Source organism: Bacillus sp. jun7, assembly GCF_051034795.1.
In the GTDB taxonomy this organism is placed as follows: domain Bacteria; phylum Bacillota; class Bacilli; order Bacillales; family Bacillaceae; genus Bacillus; species Bacillus velezensis.
In genome coordinates, this window is record NZ_CP093219.1 from 1,815,001 (window position 1) to 1,841,587 (window position 26,587).

Consider the following 26,587-nt stretch of genomic DNA (forward strand, 5'->3'; position numbering starts at 1 on the left):
CGGTTTCAGGATCTCTTTCACTCCCCTTCCGGGGTGCTTTTCACCTTTCCCTCACGGTACTGGTTCACTATCGGTCACTAGGGAGTATTTAGCCTTGGGAGATGGTCCTCCCGGATTCCGACGGAATTTCACGTGTTCCGCCGTACTCAGGATCCACTCAGGAGAGAACGAAGTTTTGACTACAGGGCTGTTACCTCCTATGGCGGGCCTTTCCAGACCTCTTCATCTACCTCGTTCCTTTGTAACTCCGTACAGAGTGTCCTACAACCCCAAGAGGCAAGCCTCTTGGTTTGGGCTGGTCCCGTTTCGCTCGCCGCTACTCAGGGAATCGCATTTGCTTTCTCTTCCTCCGGGTACTTAGATGTTTCAGTTCCCCGGGTCTGCCTTCTCATATCCTATGTATTCAGATATGGATACCACTCCATTACGAGTGGTGGGTTTCCCCATTCGGAAATCTCCGGATCAAAGCTTGCTTACAGCTCCCCGAAGCATATCGGTGTTCGTCCCGTCCTTCATCGGCTCCTAGTGCCAAGGCATCCACCGTGCGCCCTTTCTAACTTAACCGTTAAAAAGAATCACTACGTGATATCTTGCATTACTAATTGAATGTGAATTACTTCTGTTATCTAGTTTTCAAAGAACAACATCTCGAAGAATCGAATGATCCTTCAAAACTAAACAAGACAGGGAACGTTCTGTTTATAAGACCCAAGGTCTTATATTCCGTTAAAATCCTTAGAAAGGAGGTGATCCAGCCGCACCTTCCGATACGGCTACCTTGTTACGACTTCACCCCAATCATCTGTCCCACCTTCGGCGGCTGGCTCCATAAAGGTTACCTCACCGACTTCGGGTGTTACAAACTCTCGTGGTGTGACGGGCGGTGTGTACAAGGCCCGGGAACGTATTCACCGCGGCATGCTGATCCGCGATTACTAGCGATTCCAGCTTCACGCAGTCGAGTTGCAGACTGCGATCCGAACTGAGAACAGATTTGTGGGATTGGCTTAACCTCGCGGTTTCGCTGCCCTTTGTTCTGTCCATTGTAGCACGTGTGTAGCCCAGGTCATAAGGGGCATGATGATTTGACGTCATCCCCACCTTCCTCCGGTTTGTCACCGGCAGTCACCTTAGAGTGCCCAACTGAATGCTGGCAACTAAGATCAAGGGTTGCGCTCGTTGCGGGACTTAACCCAACATCTCACGACACGAGCTGACGACAACCATGCACCACCTGTCACTCTGCCCCCGAAGGGGACGTCCTATCTCTAGGATTGTCAGAGGATGTCAAGACCTGGTAAGGTTCTTCGCGTTGCTTCGAATTAAACCACATGCTCCACCGCTTGTGCGGGCCCCCGTCAATTCCTTTGAGTTTCAGTCTTGCGACCGTACTCCCCAGGCGGAGTGCTTAATGCGTTAGGCTGCGAGCACTAAGGGGCGGAAACCCCCTAACACTTAGCACTCATCGTTTACGGCGTGGACTACCAGGGTATCTAATCCTGTTCGCTCCCCACGCTTTCGCTCCTCAGCGTCAGTTACAGACCAGAGAGTCGCCTTCGCCACTGGTGTTCCTCCACATCTCTACGCATTTCACCGCTACACGTGGAATTCCACTCTCCTCTTCTGCACTCAAGTTCCCCAGTTTCCAATGACCCTCCCCGGTTGAGCCGGGGGCTTTCACATCAGACTTAAGAAACCGCCTGCGAGCCCTTTACGCCCAATAATTCCGGACAACGCTTGCCACCTACGTATTACCGCGGCTGCTGGCACGTAGTTAGCCGTGGCTTTCTGGTTAGGTACCGTCAAGGTGCCGCCCTATTTGAACGGCACTTGTTCTTCCCTAACAACAGAGCTTTACGATCCGAAAACCTTCATCACTCACGCGGCGTTGCTCCGTCAGACTTTCGTCCATTGCGGAAGATTCCCTACTGCTGCCTCCCGTAGGAGTCTGGGCCGTGTCTCAGTCCCAGTGTGGCCGATCACCCTCTCAGGTCGGCTACGCATCGTCGCCTTGGTGAGCCGTTACCTCACCAACTAGCTAATGCGCCGCGGGTCCATCTGTAAGTGGTAGCCGAAGCCACCTTTTATGTCTGAACCATGCGGTTCAAACAACCATCCGGTATTAGCCCCGGTTTCCCGGAGTTATCCCAGTCTTACAGGCAGGTTACCCACGTGTTACTCACCCGTCCGCCGCTAACATCAGGGAGCAAGCTCCCATCTGTCCGCTCGACTTGCATGTATTAGGCACGCCGCCAGCGTTCGTCCTGAGCCAGGATCAAACTCTCCGATAAATGGATCACAGACTACATTCACTGCATCCTGCAGTAACGTCTGTGTGATCTGCATCGTGCAGACCTTAGTTTGACTGACTACGCACATTGCTGTGCGATTTATTTAAAACTTTGAATTAACAGGTACGTTTTGTCTTGTTTAGTTTTCAAAGATCATTATAATGGAGCGGGTGATGAGAATCGAACTCACGACATCAGCTTGGAAGGCTGAGGTTTTACCACTAAACTACACCCGCATTTGAATTGGCGCGCCCGAGAGGAGTCGAACCCCTAACCTTTTGATCCGTAGTCAAACGCTCTATCCAATTGAGCTACGGGCGCTTATCAGGCGACTTAACTATCATACTACCAATCAGTTATGATGTCAAGTGTTTTTTATTTCTTTACGAAGTCTTTTTTCTCGACCTTATTTATTATACACGCTTTTGAGAATTTGTAAAGTCTTTTTTTCAAAAGATCATTTTCTCATTTAGCGTTATCGCTTTGTTCATCAGCGACGTTTAATAATATACCACGCACTTTAAATTAGGTCAACACTTTTACGAAACTTTTTTCCCGCTTATTATTCCCTTCTATATAATAAGTAAAAAGCGGGATCCCCAGGAACCCCGCGTCTATTCAGATTACCCGCTCACCTCGGCTTCTGCGCTATTACGATCTGTTTTTTCATAGGCACGGAAGTTTTGTTCAAGCTGTTCGAGCGACAGACCTTTCGTTTCCGGAAGGAACCTTTTCACAAATATAACGGACGCTATCCCTAACAGGACAAAAATGAAGAAGGTTGCAGACAATCCGATGTTTGCGAGCAGGACCGGAAAAGTTAAACCAACAATGAAGTTCACGATCCAGAGGCAGAAGACAGTGACCCCCATACCAAGCCCCCGCAATCGCAGCGGGAATATCTCCGACAGCATCAGCCAGGTCACCGGAGAGACAGCCCCCTGCTGAAACGCAAGGAAAGTGACTGTTAATGAAAGAACCACATAAGGAAGAGCAGTCGATCCTTTCAGCACGACAGACAGAACTCCGATCAAAAGCAGCATCGCAGTCGTTCCGATGAGCCCCGTCATCAGCATCGGGCGGCGGCCGACTTTGCCGAGAAGCCATATTCCCACAAAAGTCGCGAGCACTGAAATCACACCGTTAGCGATATTGCCGATTAATGCGGCTTTTGTCTCGAAACCGGCATCTTTTAAAATTTGAGTTCCATAGTACATAATCGAATTCACGCCGGTGAGCTGCTGCACTACCGCAATTCCGATCCCGATAAACACAATGCGGCGCACCCACGGAACGGCAAGATCCTTAAAGGTCGCCTGCTCCATCTCAGCTTCCTTACGAAAGGCAGATTCAATCTCAGCGAGCTCAGCCTTCGCTTTCTCTTCATTCCTTATTCGCCGGAGAACGTGCAGAGCATCTTCTTTTCTTCCTTTAGAAACCAGCCAGCGCGGACTTTCAGGAACTTTCAGCATACCGAAAAACAAGAATACCGCCGGAAGGGCCGCGATAACGAGCATATAACGCCAAGCGTGAGAGGTATCACCAAGCACATTGCCGATGATAGCATTACACGTGAAGGCAAGCAGCTGGCCCGTTACAATCATCAATTCATTTTGGGTAACCATTCTCCCTCGGCTTTCCGCCGGCGACATTTCAGCCAAATATGCCGGAACGGTTACGGATGCTCCCCCGACGGCAAGCCCCAGCAGAAAACGGGAGATGATCATAACCGACACGTTAGGCGCCAGTGTACATCCGAGCGTCGCTGCAAAGAACAAAACGGCAAGGATAAGGATATTTTTACGTCTGCCGTTATAGTCCGACAATCTCCCTCCGAAAACCGCGCCGATCGCAGCCCCCAAGAGCAGGGAGCTCGCCACCATCCCTTCAGTCAAAGCGGTAAGATTAAGCTGGTCAGCTTCCGCCATAAACGGCAGCGCCCCATTAATCACACCGGTATCGTAGCCGAAAAGAAGTCCCCCGAATGTCGATACTAAAATGATGGTTCTCAAAAATGAATGCTGGCTGCTATTTTTATTCATCTTCAAATCCTCCTAGTTTTTACACAGAGATAATATCCGAATATTCAGTTATCAATATTTACACCTCTAACGTCTGCATACAAGTTCTGACCGTCCAAAACAGTTTTATAAGAAGAAAATATTTCGAAAACGTTATCATTTATAGTGATTATTCGCTCTCCCCTCTCGTTATATTGTTATTTTATAGTTACTTTGTAGTGAAGTTATAATGATATTATTGGCACTTATGTTATTATCATAATTTTAAAAGCGCTTTCAGTCAATGAATATTTCAGAAAATTTTATAACTTACCTTTATATTACCTATATATAATCAATTTATGTTTTACATCAACTTATTTTCATAACGTGATCAATGAATTACCCCTATCATAACCAACAATTGATTATATAACAAAAACCCCCCAACTGCTAGTTGGGGGGTTTTTGTTTTATTCTTCGTTTATTGTAACAATCGTTCTCCCTCTCGCTTCTCCTTTTAAAAGGGCAGGAAGCGTATCCGGCAGCTCTTCAAGTGTAATTTCCTTTTGAATAAAGGCCTCCAGATCTGCAGGCTTGAAGTCATCAGCTAAACGCTGCCATATTTTCTTTCTTGTCTCCATCGGACAGAATACGGAATCAATTCCCAAGAGACTGACGCCGCGCAATATAAACGGAAAGACTGTAGCCGGGAGTTTCGTTCCCGCTGTCAGTCCGCTCACAGCAACTGATCCGCCGTACTGAATCTGACTGAGAACTGAAGCAAGCGGCTCACCTCCGACCGGATCGACGGCCGCTGCCCATTTTTGTTTTTGCATCGGTTTTAACGTGCCGTTATACACTTCGTCACGGTGAATGACCGTCTTTGCTCCGAGGCTCTTCAAATAGCCGCTTTCTTCTTCTTTTCCCGTACTGGCCTCGACCTCATAACCTAAGGTTGAAAGAATGGAGACGGCAAAGCTTCCGACGCCGCCTGTCGCTCCCGTCACCAGCACCTTCCCTTTTTCAGGAGCGGCATGGTTTTCTTCAAGACGCTGGACGGACAATGCGGCAGTGAAGCCGGCGGTTCCGATCGTCATGGCTTCTTTAAGTGTCAGACCTTCAGGCAGCGGCACGATCCAATCTGCCGGAATGCGGGCCATCCCGCTATAGCCGCCAAAATGGGAAACGCCTATGCCGTAGCTTGTCGCAATGACTTTGTCCCCTTCTTTAAAACGGGCGTCATCTGAAGAAACGACGATTCCCGCTAAATCAATTCCCGGCACGAAAGGATACGACGTTACGATCTTGCCGTCAGGAATGGCAGCCAAGCTGTCTTTATAATTCACCCCTGAGTAGCAAACCTTAATCAGCACTTCACCCTCGGGAAGGTCCTGAACCGCCAGCTCCCGTACGCTGACTGAAAACCGGTCTTCATGTTGATCGACTACTAACGCTTTAAATTGATCTGTCATCACTACGTCTCCTTAAAATGAATTGAATGGCTCTGGAAAAGCATAAAATAAGTTTGATTTGTTTTCAAATGTCCTGCCCTGTGTAGTATGATCAAAAGTAAAAACAGCGAAAGAGTGGTTACGCATCATGTCTGATAAACAAAACAAAGATAACAAAAACAACAGCAATCAGCCATTACCGGACATTATTCATACCGCCGTTTTCAAGGCGCCGATACAAGTTGTCTGGGATACGGTCTCTACGGCGGACGGCCTGTCTCTCTGGTTTATGCCGAATGATTTCACACCTCAAGAAGACAGTGAGTTTCAGCTGGAATCTCCGTTCGGTCCGTCTCCGTGCAAGCTGCTGGATATTGAAGCGCCGTACCGCCTTTCTTTTTCATGGGATACGGAAGGCTGGATCGTTTCTTTTGTCTTAAAGGAAACGGAAAGCGGAAATACTGAATTCACTCTCATTCACGGCGGATGGAAAGAGCCGGAAGCCGTTATCAATAAAGTCAATCGGAAAAGCTCCGAGATTCACAGTACGATGGATCAAGGATGGAACGGGCTTGTCAACACGAAACTTCGCGGGGCGGTTGAGGCTTAACACAAAAGGACGGACACGCTTTCCGTCCTTTTTTTGATGCCGATACATAAAAACTGACTTTGCAAAGACACTAACAGAAGAACCGAAAACTTCTTTCAGGGGGCGCTGTTTATGTATTATTACAAAGAAGAGCTGATCAATATCATTAAACCGGACAAGCCGGACCCGGCCGCGGCCAAGGTGCTTCAGGAAATTTTAGGCGGGCATTACGGGGAAATGCGGACGATGATGCAATACTTTTTCCAAAGCTCTAATTTCAGAGGAAAAGAAAAACAGTTCCGCGACCTGCTTCGCGGTGTATTTTTAGAAGAGATCGCACACGTTGAGCTCGTCCAGCATACGATTAATGCGCTGCTCGATGAAAGCGGCGCTGAGGGCGCCGGAAATCGGGCAGCAGATCAGGCGCCGCTTGACGAAGCGGTTAAACACGCCAATCCGCACCATTTTATCATCGGGGCGCAAAGTTCTCTTCCTGTAGACGCCGGCGGCAATCCATGGAACGGGTCTTGGGTATACAACCACGGGAATCTGATTGCCGACTTATTGGACAATGTCGTGCTGGAATCAACCGGCGTGCTGCAAAAAACGCGCATTTATGAAATGAGTTCTAACCAGACGTTCAGAGAAACACTCGGTTTCCTGATCGTCCGTGACAACGCCCATCAAAATGCATTTACAAAAGCGCTGGAAACACTGGGTGTCGAATGGGGCAAATTATTTCCCGTGCCGAATTATGATATTGAAAAATACCCGGAATGCCGGAAAAGGGAACGACGCCGAGCCGAAACGGCGGCGAATTAAGTGTGTCCGAGCCTCCTAAAGGTTTCCCCGTCCCGGAACTTCCCGAGCTTCCGAATGAGCAAAGCCCCGGACTGAAAGATATGAACTTGTAACAAAAAACGCCTGTTTCGGGCGTTTTTTGTTTTTCTGAATATGAGGTTTGAATGTGTTCAAAACGGGGAATATAAGCCGGGAGATCTTGCCATACGGCCGTTATTTTGATGTGAGCACATTTCTGTACATACTTCGTTTCGAAAGTTGTCCTAATTTTCCAGCCGGCCGGCTGGGTATGTTTGAATGATAATGGGAATTATGTAAAGAGAACAATGTCTTTTTTAAGGAGGCAGCGAATGTCTAAGCAAGGAAACTTCCAGAAAACTATGTCACTTTTTGATCTTATTTTAATCGGCATGGGAGCCATATTCGGTTCGGCATGGCTGTTTGCCGTCAGTAACGTCGCCTCTAAAGCGGGCCCGTCAGGCGTTTTTTCCTGGCTGATCGGCGGGGGAATCATCTTATTGATCGGCTTGGTTTATGCGGAACTGGGCGCCGCGCTGCCGCGGACCGGGGGAATTATCCGGTATCCCGTATATTCACATGGACACCTGGTCGGATATTTAATTTCCTTTGTCACCATTGTGGCATACACGAGTCTTATTTCTATAGAAGTCACGGCAGTCCGCCAATACGTGGCGTATTGGTTTCCCGGTTTGACCGTAAAAGGCTCTGATTCGCCGACAATTGCCGGATGGATATTGCAATTTGCGCTGCTCTGCCTGTTCTTCCTCCTCAATTACTGGAGTGTCAAAACCTTTGCGAAAGCAAACTTCATTATTTCGATTTTTAAATATGTCGTACCGATTACGGTAATTGTTGTACTGATTTTTCATTTTCACCCGGGCAATATGACCGTTCACGGATTCGCGCCTTTTGGTTTCACCGGAATTCAGGCCGCGATTTCCACAGGCGGCGTCATGTTTGCATACCTTGGGCTGCATCCGATTGTGGCTGTCGCGAGTGAAGTGCAGAATCCGAAGCGGAACATTCCGATCGCATTGATTGTCTGTATTATCGTTTCTACTATTATTTACACCGTACTGCAGCTCACTTTTATCGGGGCGATCCCGGCGGATACCCTGAAGCACGGATGGCCGGCTATCGGGACTGAATTCTCCCTTCCGTTCAAAGATATCGCCGTTTTGCTCGGTTTGGGGTGGCTGGCGACATTGGTCATTTTAGATGCGATTTTATCACCGGGCGGTAACGGAAATATCTTTATGAATACGACTTCACGTCTCGTCTATGCCTGGGCCAGAAACGGAACATTATTCAGCATTTTTTCTAAAGTCAATAAAGAAACCGGGACACCGCGCGCCTCCCTTTGGCTTTCGTTCGGTCTGGCTGTTTTTTGGACGCTTCCGTTCCCTTCTTGGAACGCTCTTGTTAACGTATGCTCCGTCGCATTGATTCTGTCTTATGCGATTGCGCCGATTTCTTCTGCGGCGCTGAGAGTCAACGCGAAGAATATTAACAGACCGTTTTATTTAAAAGGGATGAGCATCATCGGGCCGCTGTCGTTTATTTTTACCTCTTATATTGTATATTGGTCCGGATGGCGCACCGTATCCTGGCTTCTCGGTTCTCAAATTGTCATGTTTCTGATCTATCTCTGTTTCAGTAAATATGCTCCCAAAGATGATGTCAGCATACGCCAGCAGCTGAAATCCGCATGGTGGATCGTCGGCTTTTATGTCATGATGCTGATTTTCTCCTATCTCGGCTCGTTCGGCCACGGATTGGGCATTATCAGCAATCCGCTTGACCTGATTCTGATCGCCATCGGTTCGCTCGGTATTTATTACTGGGCAAAATATACGGGTCTGCCGAAGGCTATGATCGACAGTGATAAATGACGAATGCCGGAAAGAAGTATGGTCTTCTTTCCGGTATTTTTATGTTAAGGGATGACAAAAAAGCGAACATACGATAAAATGAATGACAGTCATTCATAAAAGGAGGAACCCCTCTATTGGCAAAACAAAGCTCGGGAAAATACGAAAAGATCCTGCAAGCCGCGATTGAAGTCATTTCTGAAAAAGGATTGGATAAAGCATCCATTTCAGAAATCGTCAAAAAAGCCGGAACGGCCCAAGGTACGTTTTACTTATATTTTTCTTCTAAAAACGCACTGATATCCGCGATTGCAGAAAACCTGCTCGACACTACGCTGGACAGAATAAAAGGGAAAACGGACGGTTCTGAAGATTTTTGGACGTTGCTGGACATTTTGGTAGATGAGACATTTCACATCACCCGGCTTCATAAAGATATTATCGTTCTCTGTTATTCCGGTCTTGCCATCGATCATTCAATGGAGAAATGGGAAGCCATTTATCAGCCTTATTATTCCTGGCTGGAAGGTGTGATCAATACGGCCATTGAACAGGGTGAGGTCATCAGCGGCATTCATGTCAGATGGACGGCCAGAACGATTATCAACGTTGTCGAGAACGCAGCTGAACGGTTTTATATCGGCTGTGAACAGGATGTCGATCTCGAAGTATATAAAAAAGAAATATTCAGCTTTCTCAAAAGAAGCTTGCAGAAATGATTGGCGGAGACCGATCATTTTTGACCCCCGTAAAAATGACTGACATTCATTCATAACTGAGGTGACTGTATCATGTATTGGCTGCTTGTATTGATAGCCGGATTGTTAGAAGTAGTTTGGGCGTCCGCCCTGAAGCATGCGGATTCGCTCTTTGATTGGATTGGTATTTTCCTTTTGATTGCCGTCAGCTTTCTGATGCTGATCCGCTCTTATAAAAAAATTCCGATGGCTGCCGCATATACCGTTTTTGTCGGAATAGGCACCGTCGGCACATATGTAACGGGCGTCATTTTAGGCGAATCGTTTTCAATCGGGCAAATATTCTTTTTGGCTTTGCTGTTGTCCGGCATTTTAGGAATGAAGGTATTTACGAAAGAAACTGAAACAAGGGGTGAACATTAATGGCATGGCTGCTGTTATTTATTGCCGGAGCGGAGGAAGTTGTAGCGGCCGTTGCCATGAAACATATTGACGGTTTTAAAAAAAAGTGGCCGCTGATTGTCATGGTAACAGGCTTTATGCTTTCATTCTTTTGCCTTTCCGGCGCGATGCAGGTTCTTCCCACAGGTGTCGCGTATGCGGCTTGGACCGGCATGGGAAGCATCGGCGTTTCTGCCGTGGGCATACTTTGGTTTAAAGAAAAATTCAATCTGTCACAATTGGTGTCTCTGGGGCTTATCCTCATCGGTGTCATCGGCTTAAAACTGACAACGTGACGGCCTGAGACAGCTTTTTAAACAAAAAACAAAGGACCCTAAACGGGCCCTTTGTTTTTTTATGCTGTTTTGATCTGTTCCGCTTTTCCCGCTCCGACTCCGAAAATGAAGATCAGAACGGAAACTGCAATCAGCATGAATAACGGAACCGTCCAGCCGTGCGTGATGTCATGCAGCAAACCGAATACAAGCGGCCCGAACGCGGCAAGCAGGTATCCGAATGACTGGGCCATGCCGGAAAGCGCCGCGGCTTCATGAACATGCCGGGTCCGCAGGCTGAAGAACATCATCGCCAGACTGAACGCACAGCCTCCCGCAATTCCGATCAAAATGACCCATAGCGGAGTGAGAGCCGGGCTTCCGAAAAGAACGCCGGCAATGCCGATAAGGAAAAATAAAGCCGTCAGTCCGGCGAGTGCGCGCTGATTTTTCATTTTAGCGGCAGCGATCGGCACGATAAAAGTAATCGGCAGGACTGAGAATTGCATTAATGAAAGCATCCATCCCGCCTTACTTGAGCTGAGTCCATTCTGCTGAAGAATTTCCGGCAGCCAGGCGATGACGGTGTAAAAAATAAGGGATTGCAGCCCCATGAACATCGTCACCTTCCAAGCCAGCGGAGACCGCATCAGACTGTTTTTCTTCTCTCCGTTTGTCCCAGTCGTGCGGACGGGCAGTTCACGTCCTCGCATTTGCGGAATCCACATGACGAACGCAATAAAAGAAAGGATAGCCCAGCAGCCGAGCGCGCCTTTCCAGCCTAACCCCGCTGAAGAGGCGATCGGCACGCTGATGCCGGATGCAATCGCACCGCACAGATTCATAGAAACCGAGTAGACGCCGGTCATGATGCCTAAATTTCCGGGAAACTTATGTTTAATGAGACTCGGCAGCAGGACGTTGCATACGGCGATCGACAATCCCAACAGGATCGTTCCGAAAAAGAGAGTGCCGATTCCGGCGATGGAGCGCAGCAGAGTTCCGGCTGTCAGGACAATTAATGATGACAGTAAGACAATCTCGGTCCCGAAGCGCCGGGACAATAAAGGAACAAACGGCGACAGACATGCAAAGGCCAAAAGCGGCACTGTCGTAATGGTGCCGGCAGCCGCATTGGTCATGCCGAGGCTGTCCCGAATTGAGGAAACGAGCGGCCCGACCGATGTCAGAGGCGCTCTGAGGTTGGCCCCTATCAATATGACTCCGATGACCAGCAATATCAGTTTTTTACGATGACTTGCTTGCAGAATTTGATGTTCGTCTTCAATTTTCATGTTCATCCTCCATGTGTATTGTATCTTTAAATACTGTGATGTATTGGTTGACGGCCTCCATGGCCTGATCCGGTTTCTGTCCGATAATCGCGGCGGCAAGCTGGGTGTGGATCCGGATAGCAGGGGTGATTTCCAACAGGTTATGGACTGACGCACAAAGCGCCTCCGTCATATGCTCGTATAGATCAGAAAGCATATTGTTATGGGCCGCCTGTACAATTGTTTTGTGCAGCTTAATGTCGGCTTCGGCATACCGTTTTCGATCTTCATTTTGCAAGGCCGCTTCACATTCATCCAAGCATGCCTTCAGTGCTTTCAGGTCTTCGTCATTACGCCTTTCCGCCGCCAATCGTGCAGCTTCTCTTTCGAGTGCGTATCTGACTTCTAATGTTTCAAGCAAATTTGATTTTTTAATATGGCGGTAAAATGCCGCGCCGAGAACACTGGATGAGCTGACATACGTACCGCTCCCCTGCCTTGTCTGCAGCAGGCCGGCATATACGAGCGCCCGAATGGCCTCACGCAACGTGTTTCGGCTCACATCAAATTGCTTCATTAAATCCAGCTCAGGGGGAATGCGCGTCCCGACCGGCCATTTATCCGATTGAATTAACGATTCAATTTGCGCCACCACTTGTTCTACGAGCGACAGTCTGCTTGTTTTGGATATCTCCATCAAAACACCTCTGAAATTTGTAGGATGATTCTATCATTGGGTAATATAACATAAAAGAAGCGACGATGTAAATCAGCGGCAACAAAAAAAGAGTGAGTTTTTCTCTCACTCTTCGGCGCTTTTATGAACGTTTTATATTGACTGAGGTCACGACAAACTTGTCATGACGGTGGCGGGAAAATGAATATTCAAAGGGAGTGCCGTTGTCCAAAAAGCCTACATGCTCGACTTCAAGTATCGGGTCATCCGGCCGGCAGCCGAGATATTGCTGATCCATGTCATCCGACTTGCACGCTCTGATTTTTCTGTGTGAGCCTGCGATTTTGAGCTGCAGTTCCCGTGTAATATGATCGTAGATGGAATGGTTGAGCACCTCGTCATTAATGCCGGGTATAAGGCTCGCCGGCATGTATGTTTTTTCAAGAACGTACGGTTCGCCTTCAACAATTCTGAGCCTCACTACATAATAGACGGGAGTCTTTTCATCGATGGCCAAATGTGCGGCGACATCTTGAGACGGAAACTGCACTTCAAACCGGATGACCTTGCTCTTGATATTTTTGCCTTTTAATAAATTGCTCAAGCCGAGAATTTCGTTGCTGACTACGTGAACGTGCTCATCCTGCATGGCTGATTGGATGATAAATGTGCCGTGCCCTCTTTTTCTGAAAAGCATCCCTTCAGCCGCAAGTGTATCAAGCGCCCGCTTCATCGTCATCCGGCTGCACCCGAACTCCGCAGCGAGCGTCTTTTCATCCGGGATCGGCTGATCTATGTCATATACACTGCTTTTAATCCTCTTTCTCATTTCGTTGGCGATTTTTTCGTACTTATTCATCGGTTTCCTCCGGCTGTATAATGTTTGATCTGTATAGACTCCTTACGGTTATCATAAATTTTTTTCCCTGCTTCATCAATGACGTTACAGCCGCCGATATTGAAATTGAAAGGATTTCCTCGAATTTTCTATGGAATCTCCCTCACTATTATGGTAGAATTTTTTGCAGAAACGGACACAGCCGAATATTGCATACATTGTATAACCTCAATGATATGGTTTGAGGGTGTCTACCAGGAACCGTAAAATCCTGATTACAAAAATTGTCCCGTACACTTTTTGTAATCAGGATTTTTTATTTTCTAAAAAATAAAAAAAGGAGTATCTGTACATGAATTTCAAAGTATTTCTGCTTGCAGCATCTACCATCGCAGTCGGTTTGGTTGAATTAATTGTGGGCGGTATTCTTCCGCAAATCGCTTCCGACTTAGATATATCCATCGTCAGCGCGGGGCAGCTGATCAGCGTGTTTGCGCTCGGTTACGCGGTATCCGGCCCGCTGCTTTTGGCAGTGACGGCAAAGGCTGAACGAAAGCGGCTTTATTTAATCGCACTGTTTATTTTCTTCCTAAGTAATCTGGTCGCTTATTTCAGTCCCAATTTCGCCGTACTTATGGTGTCACGGGTGCTCGCTTCCATGAGCACAGGGCTGATTGTCGTCCTTTCTTTAACGATTGCTCCTAAAATCGTGGCGCCTGAATACAGAGCGCGGGCGATCGGCATCATTTTCATGGGGTTCAGCTCCGCAATCGCTTTAGGCGTGCCTGTCGGCATTATCATCAGCAATGCCTTCGGATGGCGTGTTCTGTTCTTGGGAATCGGCGTATTATCTCTCATTTCCATGCTGATTATCAGCGTCTTTTTCGAAAAAATACCTGCTGAAAAAATGATTCCGTTTCGTGAGCAGATCAAGACGATCGGGACCGCCAAAATTGCCAGCGCACATCTTGTCACCTTGTTTACATTGGCGGGGCATTACACACTCTATGCCTACTTTGCGCCTTTTTTGGAAAGAACGCTTCATTTGAGTTCCGTTTGGGTCAGTGTATGCTACTTTTTGTTCGGTCTGTCAGCGGTATGCGGCGGCCCGTTCGGAGGCTGGCTGTATGACCGTTTAGGAGCATTTAAAAGCATCATGCTTGTGACCGTTTCTTTCGCTCTGATCCTGTTTATTCTTCCGCTGACAACGGTTTCTTTAATCATTTTCCTGCCTGCGATGGTGATCTGGGGATTGCTCAGCTGGAGCCTTGCGCCGGCGCAGCAAAGCTATTTAATCAAAATTGCGCCTGAGTCTTCCGATATTCAGCAAAGCTTCAACACGTCCGCTTTGCAGATCGGCATCGCGCTCGGGTCAGCCATCGGCGGCGGCGTGATCGGACAAACCGGTTCTGTCACAGCAACAGCCTGGTGCGGCGGTTTGATTGTCATTATCGCTGTCGCGTTAGCTGTATTCTCTTTAACGAGACCTGCCTTGAAAAGAAAATCCGCATAAATGTGAGACCGCAAAAAAGCCAAAGGAGTTCCTTCGGCTTTGGCGGTCTTTTTATTTTGCGGCAGCAAGCTCGTCTTCTGTCACCCATTTATGATTGGTTACTTTTTGGCCGCCGTCAGTCGGTGTATAGTCGACCATATAAACGGTTGTCTTTTTGGCTGAATCAATAACGGCTTCGGCACCCTTCATGCCTTTCATATGGGATGCCTCGATCACGGCCTTGTCACCCGGTTTTAACGTTTGATCACCGGCGCCCTTCAGCTCTTCCTGAATGACCCATTTGTGATCTTCGACGCGCTTTCCTCCCGTTTCCGGAGTGTAAGATACACTGTAAACCGTTGTATCATAAGCACCTTTTACGGTTCCTTGCGCATTTTTCATGCCTTTCATATGAGAAGCTAAAATCATGACGTCACTGCCGACTTTATAAGTCGGATTTTCGGCCTTCTTCAAACCTTTCGGCACCTCGGATGAACCTGAGTGATTCATGTCTTCGTGAGAGTGCGTTTCATTGTCTTTCGCTTTTTCGCTTCCTCCTGAAGATTGGCTGTTGCATCCGGCAAGCGCCAGAACGGGGATCAGGAGAAACATGCTGAATAAAAATAGTCTCGCTTTCATTTCAAGAACTCCTTTGCCTTTTTGATTTTTCATTTTCCCTTTCGTTTCTTCGGTAAAACAAAAAGATGGCCTGTCATTTCTCCTAATTCTTCAACTCTCTCTTTATTGCCTTTTATCAGGTGAAATTGTTCACAAAATGTACACATTAATAGAGATGCAGTATAATTCAATTATCAGATATTAGGGGGAACTCATCATGAAAACGAAGGTTTTTGCGGTGGTATTGGGCGCTGTTTTAATGATTGCGGGGTTGGTTTTGGCAGAAGTTTCGCTTTATATGGAATACATCACAATGGTCGGAGCTATGATTTTTTCTTCTATATTTATGTCAGAGCCGAAAAGAAAATTTCGCGTCATCAAAGGGGTTTGACTTTTCTATTACCGCCGTCTTCTCAGGACGGCGGTTTTGTTTTGCATGTCACTCAGTCTATCCGCAAAGCCGTTTCTTCTGTGCCGTCCTGATATAAAACGAAATGCGGGGCTGTTTGTGCTTTATCACCTGCAAATTCAATTTCAAGCGGCAGCGCCCTGACAAAATAACGGGTTTCCGTCATTGGGAATAATTCGAATGGTGTCTGCCCGTCTATTGTAAGATACAATTGGTTTTCTTTTACCGTCACCGATGCATGTGTGTCATCCTGAAATGAGTAATTGCCGGTAAATCTGCTGTAAATCGCAGGATCGATATCTGCTTTTTTCTGATCCGCCGGACGTTTCGGAATCACGTATGGCTGATCAAATAAGATGTTTACGGCCGCGGCAATCACAGCTTGTTCAAATTGATACGATTGTTCCATATTGCTGAGATAAATCAGTGTTTTGTTCTGGTCAATATACCGGATCATCAGAGTTGAATAGCCCGGCCAGCCTCCGTCGTGACTGATAACCTTCCCTTTTTGGCGGCTGTTTTGAATCATCCAGCCAAATCCGTATCCGAATTGCTCTTCTTCATTCCAATAGCCCGGCGTAAACGCTTGATCTTTAGACTCTTTGCCGATGATTTCTTCCGTATAAAGAGCCTGATCAAACAGATATAAATCTCTAATAGTGGAGTTAACGGTTCCGTCACCTTGAATCCCGTCAAGAAAGACGACATAATCGGTTTCCTCAAGTTCATCCGGCAGCACATATTCTCCGGAATGAACATCATACACATAGCCATATGCATAGTTCGGAATGTTTTCTTTACTCAGCCTTCTGTTATAAATCCGCGTATCATGCATACGAAGCGGATGAAATACGGCTTGTTTCATAAATTCAGCAAAACTCATGCCTGATACAATTTCTATAATAACCGCTAACACCGCATACCCCGTATTACTGTAAAGCCAATCCTTGCCCGGCGGGAAATAAGCATCCGGTTTATGCTGCTTAAGCATATCGATCACATCTTGATTAACGGCAATTCTGTCCCGGTCCCAATGTGTTAAAAATAACTCCATATAGTCCGGCAATCCTGACGTATGATGGAGTAGTTGCCGAATGGTAATGCCCGGATAAGGAAAATCAGGAAGCCACCGCTCTATCATATCGTCATAACTCAGCTTCCCTTGCTGCTCTAAAATGATAACGCCTAAAGCTGTAAACGGCTTCGATACTGAGGCCAATTCAAAGACCGATTGGTCATTCAGCATCCTCTTTGTTTTCAGTTCTGCAGCGCCGAATGAACCCTGATATAAGATGCGGCCGTTTTCCGCTGCCAATACAGCTCCGTTTATTTCATGTCTTCCGTCTAAAGTGCTGAAAAGCTGTTCAAAAGCTTGTTTTTTCTTATCGTTCATTTCACGAACCTCCATATACAAGCTGATTTACTCTTTTATACGAACAGCCGCTTTAGAAGTTTCAATATTTTTCCTTACTGGAACACCAGTCAGTAAACTGCCGTTCAGGCAGCCGCGGGGGTTTGATGAAGGTCTTTTATTCGCACCATACTGTGCAGGCTTCGAACTCAACATGCTTCTCGTCTTTTTTTGCACCGGCAATTTCCATAGTCGAAAACATCGCACAGACGACGGCTTTGTATTCGTTCATGACGGTTTGAATTTCAATCAGAAACCGTTCGGATGAAGCCGCGTATTCCGTTACGTATTCTTTCATTTTGCCGATAATATCATCTGCCTGACGGATGAAGCCGGCCGCCTCCAAGTCACTCTCAAACTGGTTTTTGTTGATCATATGAATATGCATTTTTCAAGGCCCCTTTCAGCAGCGTTTTGTGGTTATATCCACTGTAAAGGACAGGCTTGGATAAACTTTTAATAAAATATGAACAAAATATGAATTGGCTCATCGGCCTGACCGGCGGGCTTTCGGCTGTGCTCCGTTTCATTTGGACTACCTGAAATAATGACTTCTTTACTCTATGAAAAACAGCTCATATATGATCTAATACCAGTAAAATGAACGTTAGGAGGCGGCCTATGTCAGCAGCAGGAAATCGGCAAAAATTTTGGGTCATGGCGATGCTTATAGCGGTCTTTGCCGTGTTTGTTTTCTCTTTTTCTGAGAATCATTCACAAAAGAACTGGCACACGGCGGTTGACCAGGCGTCAGTGAATGTCTTCGGCCAGCAGATCTTTGAAAAAGACCGTCTGGCAAAAACACTCGACGCACGTGAGGCAGAATCTCTTCTGACTCTTGTGAAACTTGCAAATGAAGAACATCACATCATCTAAAAGCCATTATAAAAAGCCTGTTTCCCTTTGGCAGAGGAAACAGGCTTTTTCCATGTATTATTGAGCATGTTTTTGTTCAATAAACCGGTCGATCCGGGCCAGAACATCCTTCATGTCCATACATTCTTTAAAGCTTTCATTAATGGCTTGAATGCCTTGTTTGTATTTTCCGTTATGCAGCACTTCTTCCGCGGCAAGCTTTACCTTTTCAGCGCTCACTTCATCTTTTTGCACTGTATAGCCTGCATCCAATTCAGTCAGGCGGCGCGCAACCATCGGCTGGTCTTTATCATGCGGAATAACGACCAGCGGCACTTGATAATGAATGCCTTCATTTACACTGTTCATTCCGCCATGCGTGACAAACACGTCGGCCTGCTCCAGCACTTCAAGCTGCGGCACGTACGGGGCGATGATAAAGTTTTCCGGCGCCTGTTTGATTTTCGACAGATCGGCTTTTTCCCCGGCGGCAATGACTACTTTTCCTTCAAAATCTGAGAACGCGTCTATGCACAGATTGAAAAACGCTTCCGTGTCCCCGAGCACCGTTCCCATTGAGATATAAATGACTTTTTCATTCTTTAATGAGTCAATCGGGAAGTCGACGCGCCCTTTTCTCTTCGGAAAACTCGGACCGATAAATAAATACTCATCTCCGAATGTCTCACTTTCGGGCTGAAAATATCTGCTTGTATAGACGACGTTCAATTCACCTGTGTTGTTCATAAATTGAACCATGCTGTCAGGGGCGACACCGTATTTGTCTTTCATCTCGGCCAACAGCTCTTCACATTCCCTGTCCGGCTGAAACGGCACGCCCGATTCCGGATGGAGCGGCAGTATTTTCAGACGGTCTTCATTGAACAGGAAGGATGCTGAAGAAGAGATGCCGGGAATGTTGAGATAATCCCGCACCAGCTCTCCCGCACCGAATTTATCATAATAGACGGCGTCGAATTGAATGTCCTCTGCCAGCCGCTGCACAATATGTAAAATCTCCAGTGACGTTTTGATATGAACCTTTAAAAATGCAAGTATGCCGGACGGACTGCCGGGATCAATGGGTGTCAATCTGAGCAGATCGCTGTGAAGGTGAACTTTCGCTCCTACTCCTTCCAGTCTGCTTTTGTATTTTTCCGTTGAGATATAATGAACGTGATCGCCCCGTTCGCTGAAGGCCTTTGTCATACCCAAAGTCGGGTTTACGTGTCCTTCTGCGGGAAAATTGATCATCAGAATATGTTTCGCCATTTTTCAAACTCCTTTGCCTTTTTTGCGTCTCTTCCATATCCATCATAAATGACGCGGAAAAAATCATGCAAGGAACATCCGTCAGGTCTTTATGACGGTTCGATGACATCGGCAAAAAAAAAAAGACAAGGCTTTTCACCTTGTCTATCGTGATGATTCGTCTGTTTCTCCCGCTTTGAGCACGCCTTTCAGATGTTCTTCATCATGCTTGAGATGCTCCGTCATATATTGCACGGCTTTTGTTTTATCGCCCTTTTTTATTTCTTCAAAGACTTTCCGGTGCTCATGCAGGATAACCTCCGCACGGTCATCTCCTTTAAAATTAAGAACTCTGCAAAAATGAATCAGCACATTGACATGCTCAAGCAGCATGGCCAGCCGGCTGTTGCGGCTGAAATCCACAAGAAGCCGATGAAACGACTCGTTTAAGGAAATAATCTCAGTCTCTTTGACGCCTTTATTGATGGCTTCTTCCGTCTCCCGCAGCTGTTTTTCAATGAGGTCAATTTCACTCTCAGCCGCTTCATCAATAACCAGTTCGACCGCCAGTGATTCAAGTGACATTCTGATTTGATAAATCTCTTCAACATCCTTAACGGACAAAGAATAAATGACAAAGCCGTTTCGATCGTCTGCCGTCAGAAGCCCGTCCTTTTCAAGGAGCCGCATGGCTTCTCTGACCGGCGACCGGCTGACTCCGAAATCCTTAGCCAGCTGAGTCTCATTCAGCCGTTCACCCGGTTTAAAAATCCCGTCAAATATCATTTTTTTCAATTGGGAATAAAATTGCAGATAATACGGGATTGGCTTATCTAATTTAAAATTATCCATCTTTCCTACCTCTTCATACAATTTAGGCCTTATTGTTACCAAGATCATATAACAGTTTATCTATGGAAGCAACATTCCCGAGCTTGTCAGCATATCGGATGTGGCGTAATATGGAATTATAGCGAACGACGGTCGACGGTCTGCCGTAAACCGAAAACAATTCATTCAGAGGTGACGGAACATGAAAACATACAAGATTGCCAGCATACCGGGGGACGGTGTGGGGAAAGAAGTCGTTCCGCAAGCGGAGCGGGTGTTGAACGCGATCGCCGAATTACATGGAGGCATTGCCTTTGATTTCACTTCTTTTCCGTGGAGCTGCGAGTATTATTTGGAGCACGGGACTATGATGCCGGATGATGGACTAGAAACGTTACAGCACTTTGATGCTTTGTTTTTGGGAGCGGTGGGGAATCAAAAACTCGTCCCCGATCATGTTTCGCTGTGGGGGCTGCTCATCAAGATACGCCGGGAATTTGAACAGGTGATTAATGTGCGGCCGGCGAAGCTCCTGCCGGGAATCACTTCCCCCCTCGTTAACCCGAAGGATTTTGATCTGATAGTCGTCCGCGAAAACAGTGAGGGCGAGTACAGCTCTGTCGGCGGCAGAATCTATCAGGGTGAGGACGAAATCGCCATACAAAACGCGGTCTTTTCCCGACGGGGTACAGAAAGAGTGATGCGGTATGCTTTCGAACTGGCGGCAAGTCGGCGGAAACACGTCACAAGCGCGACGAAATCAAACGGTATTGTTCACTCGATGCCGTTCTGGGATGACATCTTTAAAGAGGTCAGCCGGGAGTACGCCGGGATTGAGACGGATTCCCAGCACATCGATGCACTGGCGGCCTTCTTTGTCACGCAGCCGGAACGCTTTGATGTCATTGTCGCTTCGAATCTGTTCGGAGATGTGCTGACAGATATCGGCGCGGCGATTATGGGAAGCGTCGGAATCGCTCCCGCAGCCAACATCAATGTAAACGGCAAATATCCTTCCATGTTTGAGCCTGTTCACGGTTCCGCCCCGGATATTGTCGGAAAAGGAATTGCCAATCCTATAGGACAAATATGGACGGCGAAATTAATGCTCGATTCATTCGGAGAAGAGGAACTGGGCCATCTCCTCTTACAATCTATTGAAACGGTCACAAACAGCGGCATTCTGACTCCTGATGCCGGCGGAAAACATTCAACGGAAGATGTCACTTCCGCTATTATTTCTCAAATAAACAAATAACATTTTATGAGGAGAGAGAAAATGGATTCTTTTCGTGAACAATTTGAAAAGCATGTGACCCATGATTCAATTGAGGTAAATGGCATCCGCCTTCATTACGTCTTTACGGGAAAGGAGGATGCTCCCCCCGTCATTCTCCTGCACGGCTTTCCGCAAAGCTGGGTGACGTGGCGTTATGTGATTCCGACGCTTGCCGCTTCTCATAGAGTCATCGCAGTTGATCTGAGGGGCTACGGCGATTCTGAAAAGCCGAGCGGCATAAACGGCTATGATAACAAAACGATGGCAGGCGATATACAAGGTCTGATGCGCCGCCTGCATATACAAAAAGCGTTAATTGCCGGGCATGACAGAGGCGCAAGAGTAGCAAGGCGGCTCGCTTTAGATGCGCCGGAGCTGGCGGCAGGCCTTGTGCTCATTGACATTATGCCGACTGAATACGTCTATGATTCTCTGACGGCAGCTGAAGCGGCAAAAAAATACTGGCACTGGACATTTCAGGTCGTTCCCCATCTGCCGGAAGAATTAATAAAAGGAAAAGAAGAGGAATATCTTAGATTTTTATTAAGCAGAGGTGACGGGCTTTTTGACCTTCTGGCATCAGACGGCGCCTGGGACCGGTACTTAGCCGCCTGGAAGCAGCCCGGCGCTGTTCAAGCTGCGCTTAATGACTACAGAGCCGCTTATCAAATTGATTTGCCGAGATATCGTTCAGAAAAGGAATCACAGAAAAAACTGGATGTTCCCACGCTTTTGCTGTGGGGAGAAAAAGGGAACTTAGCCGGCCTTCCCGTGCTTGACACATGGAGAGAATCAATTCGTGAAGTCAGCGGATATGAGGTAAAAGGCTGCGGCCATTATGTTCCCGAGGAAAAACCGACAGAAGCTGCCCGCAGGATTATCGATTTTTCAAAAACGGTTTTTTAAGGGGTGCACCACACCGAAACAGACAGACTCTTAAAACCCGGCCTGATGATTTACCCTTCTCTATCACAGGCCGGATCATTCATAAGTGAAATGGTGCTGAACCAGTTCCTCTCTTTTTCCTGCTTGCTGCCTTAATCAAAATAAACGGGTTCGTCCGGATGTTTGAGATATGCGAACATCTTTTTAATCTGACTTTCCGTATTGCGGGCTTCAGATAGCAGCGGCAGTTCCGTTTCCGCAAAAAAGCCGGCCGCGCTTGTTTCCGTTCCCTCCCTGAGCCGGCCGCCGATGATCTCGCATCGGATAAACACTTTGTAAACGTGGGCGGCGGACGGCGGGTGGGAATGGCATTTCTTATCCATTACAGCTAACAGTTTAACGGGCTTTACGTCGATTCCCGACTCCTCTTTTACTTCTTTGACAGCGGTCTCGCCCGGTGAAATCCCGATATCAGCCCATCCGCCCGGCAGCGCCCATCTGCCATCGCTTTTCTCTCTTACCATTAATATGCTCTGATCTTTAAAAACTGCCGCTCTGATATCAACTTTCGGAGTGGGATAGCCCGTGTCACCGGCGAATACGTCTTTGATGATCCTTTTGTCGATGCCGGTATGTTGCGCCATGATATCCACGCTTATTTTTCTTATTTCTTCAAATCTCTCAATATCATATATGTCTTTGGAATAAGCCAGCCCCGCTTGCGCCGCGGATTGAAGCTGTTTTGCCCATTCAAGCCATTTTGGCTCCATTTTTTCCACCGCCCGTTATGTTAATTAAACGAAACCCGAATTGCACCTTGAGAGTACCCCGTTTCTGCTCCTTGTTTTCTGTTTATGGCGGAGCGAATCCTGCCGGGAAATCAGAAAAAGCCATTCATTTGCTGAATGGCTTTTTTTCATTTTCTATTTTTCTTTCATGACGAGAACGACGCCTGAAACAATAAGGGCCGCCCCGATCCAGAAGGTTCCTCCGATCGTCTCTCCCAGCAGCAGCCAGCCGAGCAATGTCCCGGAAAGCGGCTGAAAGAAGAAAAACAGACCGCCGCTTGCCGCATTCAGCAATTGTAATCCGCGATTCCAAAGCATGAACGCGCAGGCGGTTGAGATCACACCCAGATATAAAAGTCCGCCCCATATCTCAGGCCGGGCAAGCTGAGACAAAGGAATCTCCCGAAGCGGGCCCGCTGTAAACGGGGTTAGGATGACAAATGCGACGCAAATGGAATACGTTGTGACGACAAGCGGTGAGTAATGGCCGGGAACCCGTTTCATCAGCACGGACATCAAAGCCCATGTCAGCGCCGCAGCCAGAAGCGAGAGACCGCCGAACTGGCTCGACATATTGAGATCTCCGTTCCCCACAATGAGCAATACTCCGATCGTCGCCAGCCCTATCGATATTCCTTTTTTCAGCGTTAACCGTTCTTTCAAAATCAGCCGGGCAAATACAACCATAAATGCGGGAGTGGATGCTGTAATAATCGCACCCATCTGCGCGGTTGATAATTTCGTGCCGATTTCCTGCGTGACGATCGAAATCGTGTTGCCGATCAATCCGATCGCAGCGATCAGTAATAAATCACGTTTATGAACTTTCCAGGATTGGCGTGTAAATAAACTGAGAATCAAAAGCGAAAGAAGCGCCACCGCATATCTCAGCCATACCAGTTCAAGCGGCGGAATGACCGCTACCACTACTTTAACGACGACATACATACCGCCCCAGATACTGGCGGCCAATGCCAAATAAATCGAACCGAACAATGTATTTTTCAATTTGATGCACCCTCCGTTATCATATTAGGTCACGTCATATGCCCTAACGGAGAGAAGCGCAGTCACTTTCCTCCATTAAGGGCGGAGAAGTGCTGCCGGTACATCATGTTCAAATAAGGGTGCTAGAAACATATCGTTTTTCACCTCAATTGCAATCTGATTTTTCTCATTATACAAGGTTTGTCAGAAGACGTAAACGAACGGCGGCATCGGCTTTATCGATTGCGGACTTGCAGCTGGATTCTTGTGATCTGATTGTCAAACCCGTCCGCCACAACCTCATCAAGCATATATTCTTCATATGCATAATCGCCCATTTCCAGCCCATACTCTTCAATAAACTGCATGATGCTACGGTAAGCCGCTTCCGCTTCATCCCCTATTTGGTACCCGACGGCATAAAGCCCTTTCGGCTTGATATGGAGGTCTCTATTCTCTATGCCTTCTTCTGTCTTCATATAAAAATGGGTGTAATTGTAGAATTCTTTTTTCAGAATCTGCTCCCGCGCAAACAGTCCGCCGACCGGATGCCCCTGATCGAGTTCATGTACCCGCATATAGCGGATCAATTCGGAAATGGCGGCAGTGTATTGCCGTTCTGGCAAATGGAGTACGGGTCGTCCTATCATAAGTGTCTCTTCATCTAATCGCTGCAATGAGACGGAGGAGAAGTCTGTCTCCAAAGCTTGTTCGGTCAGCTTCACCTTTGTCTGAATCATTCTTTGCAGGTGCTCCAGCTTTTTGATTTTGCTTTCGATTTCTGATGATTTCTCTTTTAAAAGCGTGATGATACCCTCAGGGGTTTTGTCTGTTAAGAGCGGTTTGATCTGCTTCAAGGGCACGCCGACCTCCTTAAACAGACCGATAACCTGGAACAGTTCGAATTGATGATAGGAATAGTATCTGTATCCGTTCGCTTTTTTGATTTCCGGAGAAAGCAGGCCGATCTCGTCATAATGGAACAGGGTTTGTTTTTTTACGTGGCACAGTTTTGCAAATTCACCCGTTGTGAAGTATTTTCTGACGTCTTCGCTCATAATGCCTCCTTGACTATACGGTAACCATATCCTTTATGATGATCATTGTATCCGAGAGAAGGCTGATTCACAAATGGCTTACGCAATGAAAGCTTTACCGTCTCAGAAAAAGCAGAAGAGGAGTATCAAGTATGACGATTGAAATCAGAGCAGTCACGGAAGAAAACCGTGCCGATATACTGGCGCTTCATGTAAGGGAAAGCCAGACTTCATTTATTGAAACCGCGGAAGAGTGCTTACAAGATGCTGAGGATTGCCGGCATTATCAGCCGGCCGGTCTTTATGTTAACGGGGAATTAGTCGGCTTTGCCATGTACGGATGGTTTCCGGAATATGATGAGGAAAATGAAAACGGCAGAGTGTGGCTTGACCGTTTTTTTATTGATGAACGTTATCAGGGACGTGGATTGGGCAGGCTGTTGCTTGATGCCCTTATCCGCCATCTCGTTCGAATATATGAGTGCAGACGGATTTATTTAAGTCTGTTTGAAGATAACGTGCACGCATTGCGGCTTTATCAAAAATTCGGCTTCTTATTCAATGGAGAGCTGGACTCAAACGGGGAAAAAGTGATGGTGAAAGAGCTGTAAACCCTCTGTATAAAAGCGATTCGGCTTCTTGCCAATCCCTCAAATTTGAGGTAACATAAAGATAATGGACGACGGTCGACGGACTACGGTCGATTGTTAAAAACCTGATAAAGCGGATCTGAACATGGTGATCAGGCATCTAAATGGAGGAGAAGATTGTGCTTATTATACTCGTTATGTTTCTTCTCGGGATTATTCTCGGGTTTATCGGCGCGGGGGGAGCCGGTTTTGTCATTGCACTTTTAACTATACTGTTTCACGTACCGATTCATACGGCTTTGGGCACCTCCCTCGCCGGAATGGCTTTCACAAGTTTATCGGGGGCTTTCAGCCACTACCGTGAAGGCAATATTCAGATGAAGATCGGCCTCATTGTCGGCGTTTTTGCGGCATTCGGTTCGTTTTTCGGGGCAAGGCTTACTTCCCTTATCCCCGCAGATTTGCTGCATTACTTAACGGCCGGCATGCTGTTTTTATCTGCTCTGCTTATTTTAGTCCGGTTATTTATTGTAAAAGAAACACAAGAAGATTCCGGACGGCAAAGCAACCTGAACATATGGGTGAAAGCCGTTGTACTCGGTATCATCGCAGGAATCTTGTCCGGAACGTTCGGTATCGGCTCTGCCCCTTTTATCCAAATCGGCTTAATGATTCTTTTGCGCTTATCCATCCGCCAGTCGGTCGGCACCACCATGCTTGTCATTATCCCGCTTGCGGTCGGCGGAGGACTCGGTTATGTGACGGAAGGATTTGTCGATTATATGCTGTTGGTCAAAGTGCTGATCGGAACGATGTGCGGCGCATATGTCGGAGCGAAATTCACCAACCTCGTGCCGAAAGTCATTCTGAAATCAGCCATCTTTTTAACACCGGCCATCGCCGGTTTGATGCTTTTATTTTAAAC

General features: G+C 47.1%; 25 protein-coding genes, 2 tRNA genes, 2 rRNA genes, 1 pseudogene and 1 riboswitch (1 of these 31 cut by a window edge). Of the genes and pseudogenes, 13 read left to right on the forward strand and 17 right to left on the reverse strand.

Annotated features, from left to right (window positions below):
- The 6 genes from MJQ52_RS08525 to MJQ52_RS08550 all read right to left on the reverse strand — a co-directional run.
- Window positions 1–564, reverse strand: a 23S ribosomal RNA gene (locus MJQ52_RS08525); it reaches 2,367 nt to the left of the window's first position.
- Window positions 565–739: 175 nt separating this feature from the next.
- Window positions 740–2,291 (reverse strand): 16S ribosomal RNA (locus MJQ52_RS08530).
- The 16S and 23S rRNA genes sit together here with 2 tRNA genes alongside, the layout of an rRNA operon.
- 162 nt (window positions 2,292–2,453) lie before the next feature.
- A tRNA-Gly gene (locus MJQ52_RS08535) sits at window positions 2,454–2,527 on the reverse strand.
- A gap of 8 nt (window positions 2,528–2,535) precedes the next feature.
- Window positions 2,536–2,612, reverse strand: a tRNA-Arg gene (locus MJQ52_RS08540).
- Window positions 2,613–2,914: 302 nt separating this feature from the next.
- Window positions 2,915–4,333: a sugar porter family MFS transporter gene (locus tag MJQ52_RS08545; RefSeq protein ID WP_071392077.1), complete on the reverse strand. Its 1,419-nt coding sequence runs from the start codon at window positions 4,331–4,333 to the stop codon at window positions 2,915–2,917.
- A 431-nt stretch (window positions 4,334–4,764) separates the two neighbouring features.
- A complete protein-coding gene (locus MJQ52_RS08550) occupies window positions 4,765–5,766 on the reverse strand; it encodes an NADPH:quinone oxidoreductase family protein (protein ID WP_039062714.1) in 1,002 nt (333 codons plus the stop codon).
- Between the two features lie 127 nt (window positions 5,767–5,893).
- On the opposite strand from MJQ52_RS08550, the gene MJQ52_RS08555 reads away from it, so the two are divergent.
- The 6 genes and pseudogenes from MJQ52_RS08555 to MJQ52_RS08580 all read left to right on the forward strand — a co-directional run bounded on the left by MJQ52_RS08555 (window position 5,894) and on the right by MJQ52_RS08580 (window position 10,462).
- Window positions 5,894–6,355, forward strand: coding sequence for an SRPBCC family protein (locus tag MJQ52_RS08555; RefSeq protein WP_071392078.1), 462 nt, complete (start codon window positions 5,894–5,896; stop codon window positions 6,353–6,355).
- A gap of 111 nt (window positions 6,356–6,466) precedes the next feature.
- Window positions 6,467–7,248: pseudogene (locus tag MJQ52_RS08560) on the forward strand (manganese catalase family protein).
- Between the two features lie 237 nt (window positions 7,249–7,485).
- A complete protein-coding gene (locus MJQ52_RS08565) occupies window positions 7,486–9,048 on the forward strand; it encodes an APC family permease (protein ID WP_007409293.1) in 1,563 nt (520 codons plus the stop codon).
- 116 nt (window positions 9,049–9,164) lie between these two features.
- Complete coding sequence (locus MJQ52_RS08570) at window positions 9,165–9,746, forward strand: TetR family transcriptional regulator (RefSeq protein ID WP_014304461.1); 582 nt, start codon at window positions 9,165–9,167, stop codon at window positions 9,744–9,746.
- Between the two features lie 72 nt (window positions 9,747–9,818).
- Window positions 9,819–10,148 (forward strand): DMT family transporter, encoded by a 330-nt coding sequence (locus tag MJQ52_RS08575; RefSeq protein ID WP_003156023.1) that lies wholly within the window; start codon window positions 9,819–9,821, stop codon window positions 10,146–10,148.
- Window positions 10,148–10,462, forward strand: a complete 315-nt coding sequence (locus MJQ52_RS08580) for a DMT family transporter (protein ID WP_007409295.1) — start codon at window positions 10,148–10,150, stop codon at window positions 10,460–10,462. Before MJQ52_RS08575 ends, MJQ52_RS08580 begins: the two co-directional genes overlap by 1 nt.
- Window positions 10,463–10,521: 59 nt before the next feature.
- Here MJQ52_RS08580 and MJQ52_RS08585 read toward each other — a convergent pair whose 3' ends face one another.
- The 3 genes from MJQ52_RS08585 to MJQ52_RS08595 form a co-directional block, all read right to left on the reverse strand.
- Window positions 10,522–11,736 (reverse strand): CynX/NimT family MFS transporter, encoded by a 1,215-nt coding sequence (locus tag MJQ52_RS08585; protein WP_015416938.1) that lies wholly within the window; start codon window positions 11,734–11,736, stop codon window positions 10,522–10,524.
- Window positions 11,726–12,412, reverse strand: coding sequence for a FadR/GntR family transcriptional regulator (locus tag MJQ52_RS08590; RefSeq protein WP_191073278.1), 687 nt, complete (start codon window positions 12,410–12,412; stop codon window positions 11,726–11,728). The genes MJQ52_RS08585 and MJQ52_RS08590 overlap by 11 nt, the downstream gene beginning before the upstream one ends.
- A gap of 121 nt (window positions 12,413–12,533) precedes the next feature.
- Window positions 12,534–13,250 carry a GntR family transcriptional regulator gene (locus tag MJQ52_RS08595; protein ID WP_007409298.1) on the reverse strand — a complete coding sequence of 239 codons (717 nt, stop codon included), beginning with the start codon at window positions 13,248–13,250 and terminating at the stop codon, window positions 12,534–12,536.
- A 177-nt stretch (window positions 13,251–13,427) separates the two neighbouring features.
- Window positions 13,428–13,527, forward strand: a riboswitch (purine riboswitch).
- Window positions 13,528–13,581: 54 nt separating this feature from the next.
- Between MJQ52_RS08595 and MJQ52_RS08600 the strand changes: the two genes are divergently transcribed.
- Window positions 13,582–14,742, forward strand: a complete 1,161-nt coding sequence (locus MJQ52_RS08600) for an MFS transporter (protein ID WP_015388619.1) — start codon at window positions 13,582–13,584, stop codon at window positions 14,740–14,742.
- A gap of 51 nt (window positions 14,743–14,793) precedes the next feature.
- On the opposite strand, the gene MJQ52_RS08605 is transcribed toward MJQ52_RS08600, so the two are convergent.
- Window positions 14,794–15,360 (reverse strand): YdhK family protein, encoded by a 567-nt coding sequence (locus tag MJQ52_RS08605; protein WP_191073277.1) that lies wholly within the window; start codon window positions 15,358–15,360, stop codon window positions 14,794–14,796.
- Window positions 15,361–15,556: 196 nt separating this feature from the next.
- Here MJQ52_RS08605 and MJQ52_RS08610 point away from each other — a divergent pair, with 196 nt between their 5' ends.
- Complete coding sequence (locus tag MJQ52_RS08610) at window positions 15,557–15,730, forward strand: hypothetical protein (protein WP_003156030.1); 174 nt, start codon at window positions 15,557–15,559, stop codon at window positions 15,728–15,730.
- Window positions 15,731–15,782: 52 nt separating this feature from the next.
- Here the strand turns inward: MJQ52_RS08610 and MJQ52_RS08615 are convergent, their stop codons facing one another.
- Window positions 15,783–17,141: a serine hydrolase gene (locus MJQ52_RS08615; RefSeq protein ID WP_434181920.1), complete on the reverse strand. Its 1,359-nt coding sequence runs from the start codon at window positions 17,139–17,141 to the stop codon at window positions 15,783–15,785.
- A gap of 136 nt (window positions 17,142–17,277) precedes the next feature.
- Window positions 17,278–17,547 (reverse strand): hypothetical protein, encoded by a 270-nt coding sequence (locus MJQ52_RS08620; RefSeq protein ID WP_015416934.1) that lies wholly within the window; start codon window positions 17,545–17,547, stop codon window positions 17,278–17,280.
- 233 nt (window positions 17,548–17,780) lie between these two features.
- Here MJQ52_RS08620 and MJQ52_RS08625 point away from each other — a divergent pair, with 233 nt between their 5' ends.
- The gene (locus MJQ52_RS08625; protein WP_015416933.1) at window positions 17,781–18,035 is read left to right on the forward strand and encodes a hypothetical protein; all 255 of its coding nucleotides are present in this window, start codon (window positions 17,781–17,783) and stop codon (window positions 18,033–18,035) included.
- A 57-nt stretch (window positions 18,036–18,092) separates the two neighbouring features.
- Here the strand turns inward: MJQ52_RS08625 and MJQ52_RS08630 are convergent, their stop codons facing one another.
- Both MJQ52_RS08630 and MJQ52_RS08635 read right to left on the reverse strand, forming a co-directional pair.
- Window positions 18,093–19,286, reverse strand: coding sequence for a macrolide family glycosyltransferase (locus tag MJQ52_RS08630; RefSeq protein WP_191073275.1), 1,194 nt, complete (start codon window positions 19,284–19,286; stop codon window positions 18,093–18,095).
- 144 nt (window positions 19,287–19,430) lie between these two features.
- The gene (locus MJQ52_RS08635) at window positions 19,431–20,117 is read right to left on the reverse strand and encodes a GntR family transcriptional regulator (protein WP_060386780.1); all 687 of its coding nucleotides are present in this window, start codon (window positions 20,115–20,117) and stop codon (window positions 19,431–19,433) included.
- Window positions 20,118–20,298: 181 nt separating this feature from the next.
- Here MJQ52_RS08635 and MJQ52_RS08640 point away from each other — a divergent pair, with 181 nt between their 5' ends.
- The gene (locus MJQ52_RS08640; protein ID WP_077721874.1) at window positions 20,299–21,354 is read left to right on the forward strand and encodes a tartrate dehydrogenase; all 1,056 of its coding nucleotides are present in this window, start codon (window positions 20,299–20,301) and stop codon (window positions 21,352–21,354) included.
- 21 nt (window positions 21,355–21,375) lie between these two features.
- The gene (locus MJQ52_RS08645) at window positions 21,376–22,281 is read left to right on the forward strand and encodes an alpha/beta fold hydrolase (protein ID WP_070081441.1); all 906 of its coding nucleotides are present in this window, start codon (window positions 21,376–21,378) and stop codon (window positions 22,279–22,281) included.
- Between the two features lie 131 nt (window positions 22,282–22,412).
- Here MJQ52_RS08645 and MJQ52_RS08650 read toward each other — a convergent pair whose 3' ends face one another.
- From MJQ52_RS08650 to MJQ52_RS08660, 3 genes are all read right to left on the reverse strand, one after another.
- A complete protein-coding gene (locus MJQ52_RS08650; protein ID WP_044053033.1) occupies window positions 22,413–23,030 on the reverse strand; it encodes an NUDIX hydrolase in 618 nt (205 codons plus the stop codon).
- Between the two features lie 153 nt (window positions 23,031–23,183).
- Window positions 23,184–24,056 (reverse strand): DMT family transporter, encoded by an 873-nt coding sequence (locus MJQ52_RS08655; RefSeq protein WP_003156047.1) that lies wholly within the window; start codon window positions 24,054–24,056, stop codon window positions 23,184–23,186.
- 215 nt (window positions 24,057–24,271) lie between these two features.
- Entirely contained in the window at window positions 24,272–25,093 is an 822-nt protein-coding gene (locus MJQ52_RS08660) for a MerR family transcriptional regulator (RefSeq protein ID WP_003156048.1), read from the reverse strand.
- Window positions 25,094–25,224: 131 nt separating this feature from the next.
- On the opposite strand from MJQ52_RS08660, the gene MJQ52_RS08665 reads away from it, so the two are divergent.
- Window positions 25,225–25,683 (forward strand): GNAT family N-acetyltransferase, encoded by a 459-nt coding sequence (locus tag MJQ52_RS08665; protein WP_003156050.1) that lies wholly within the window; start codon window positions 25,225–25,227, stop codon window positions 25,681–25,683.
- A gap of 158 nt (window positions 25,684–25,841) precedes the next feature.
- The gene (locus MJQ52_RS08670) at window positions 25,842–26,585 is read left to right on the forward strand and encodes a sulfite exporter TauE/SafE family protein (protein ID WP_044803008.1); all 744 of its coding nucleotides are present in this window, start codon (window positions 25,842–25,844) and stop codon (window positions 26,583–26,585) included.
- Window positions 26,586–26,587 lie beyond the last annotated feature (2 nt).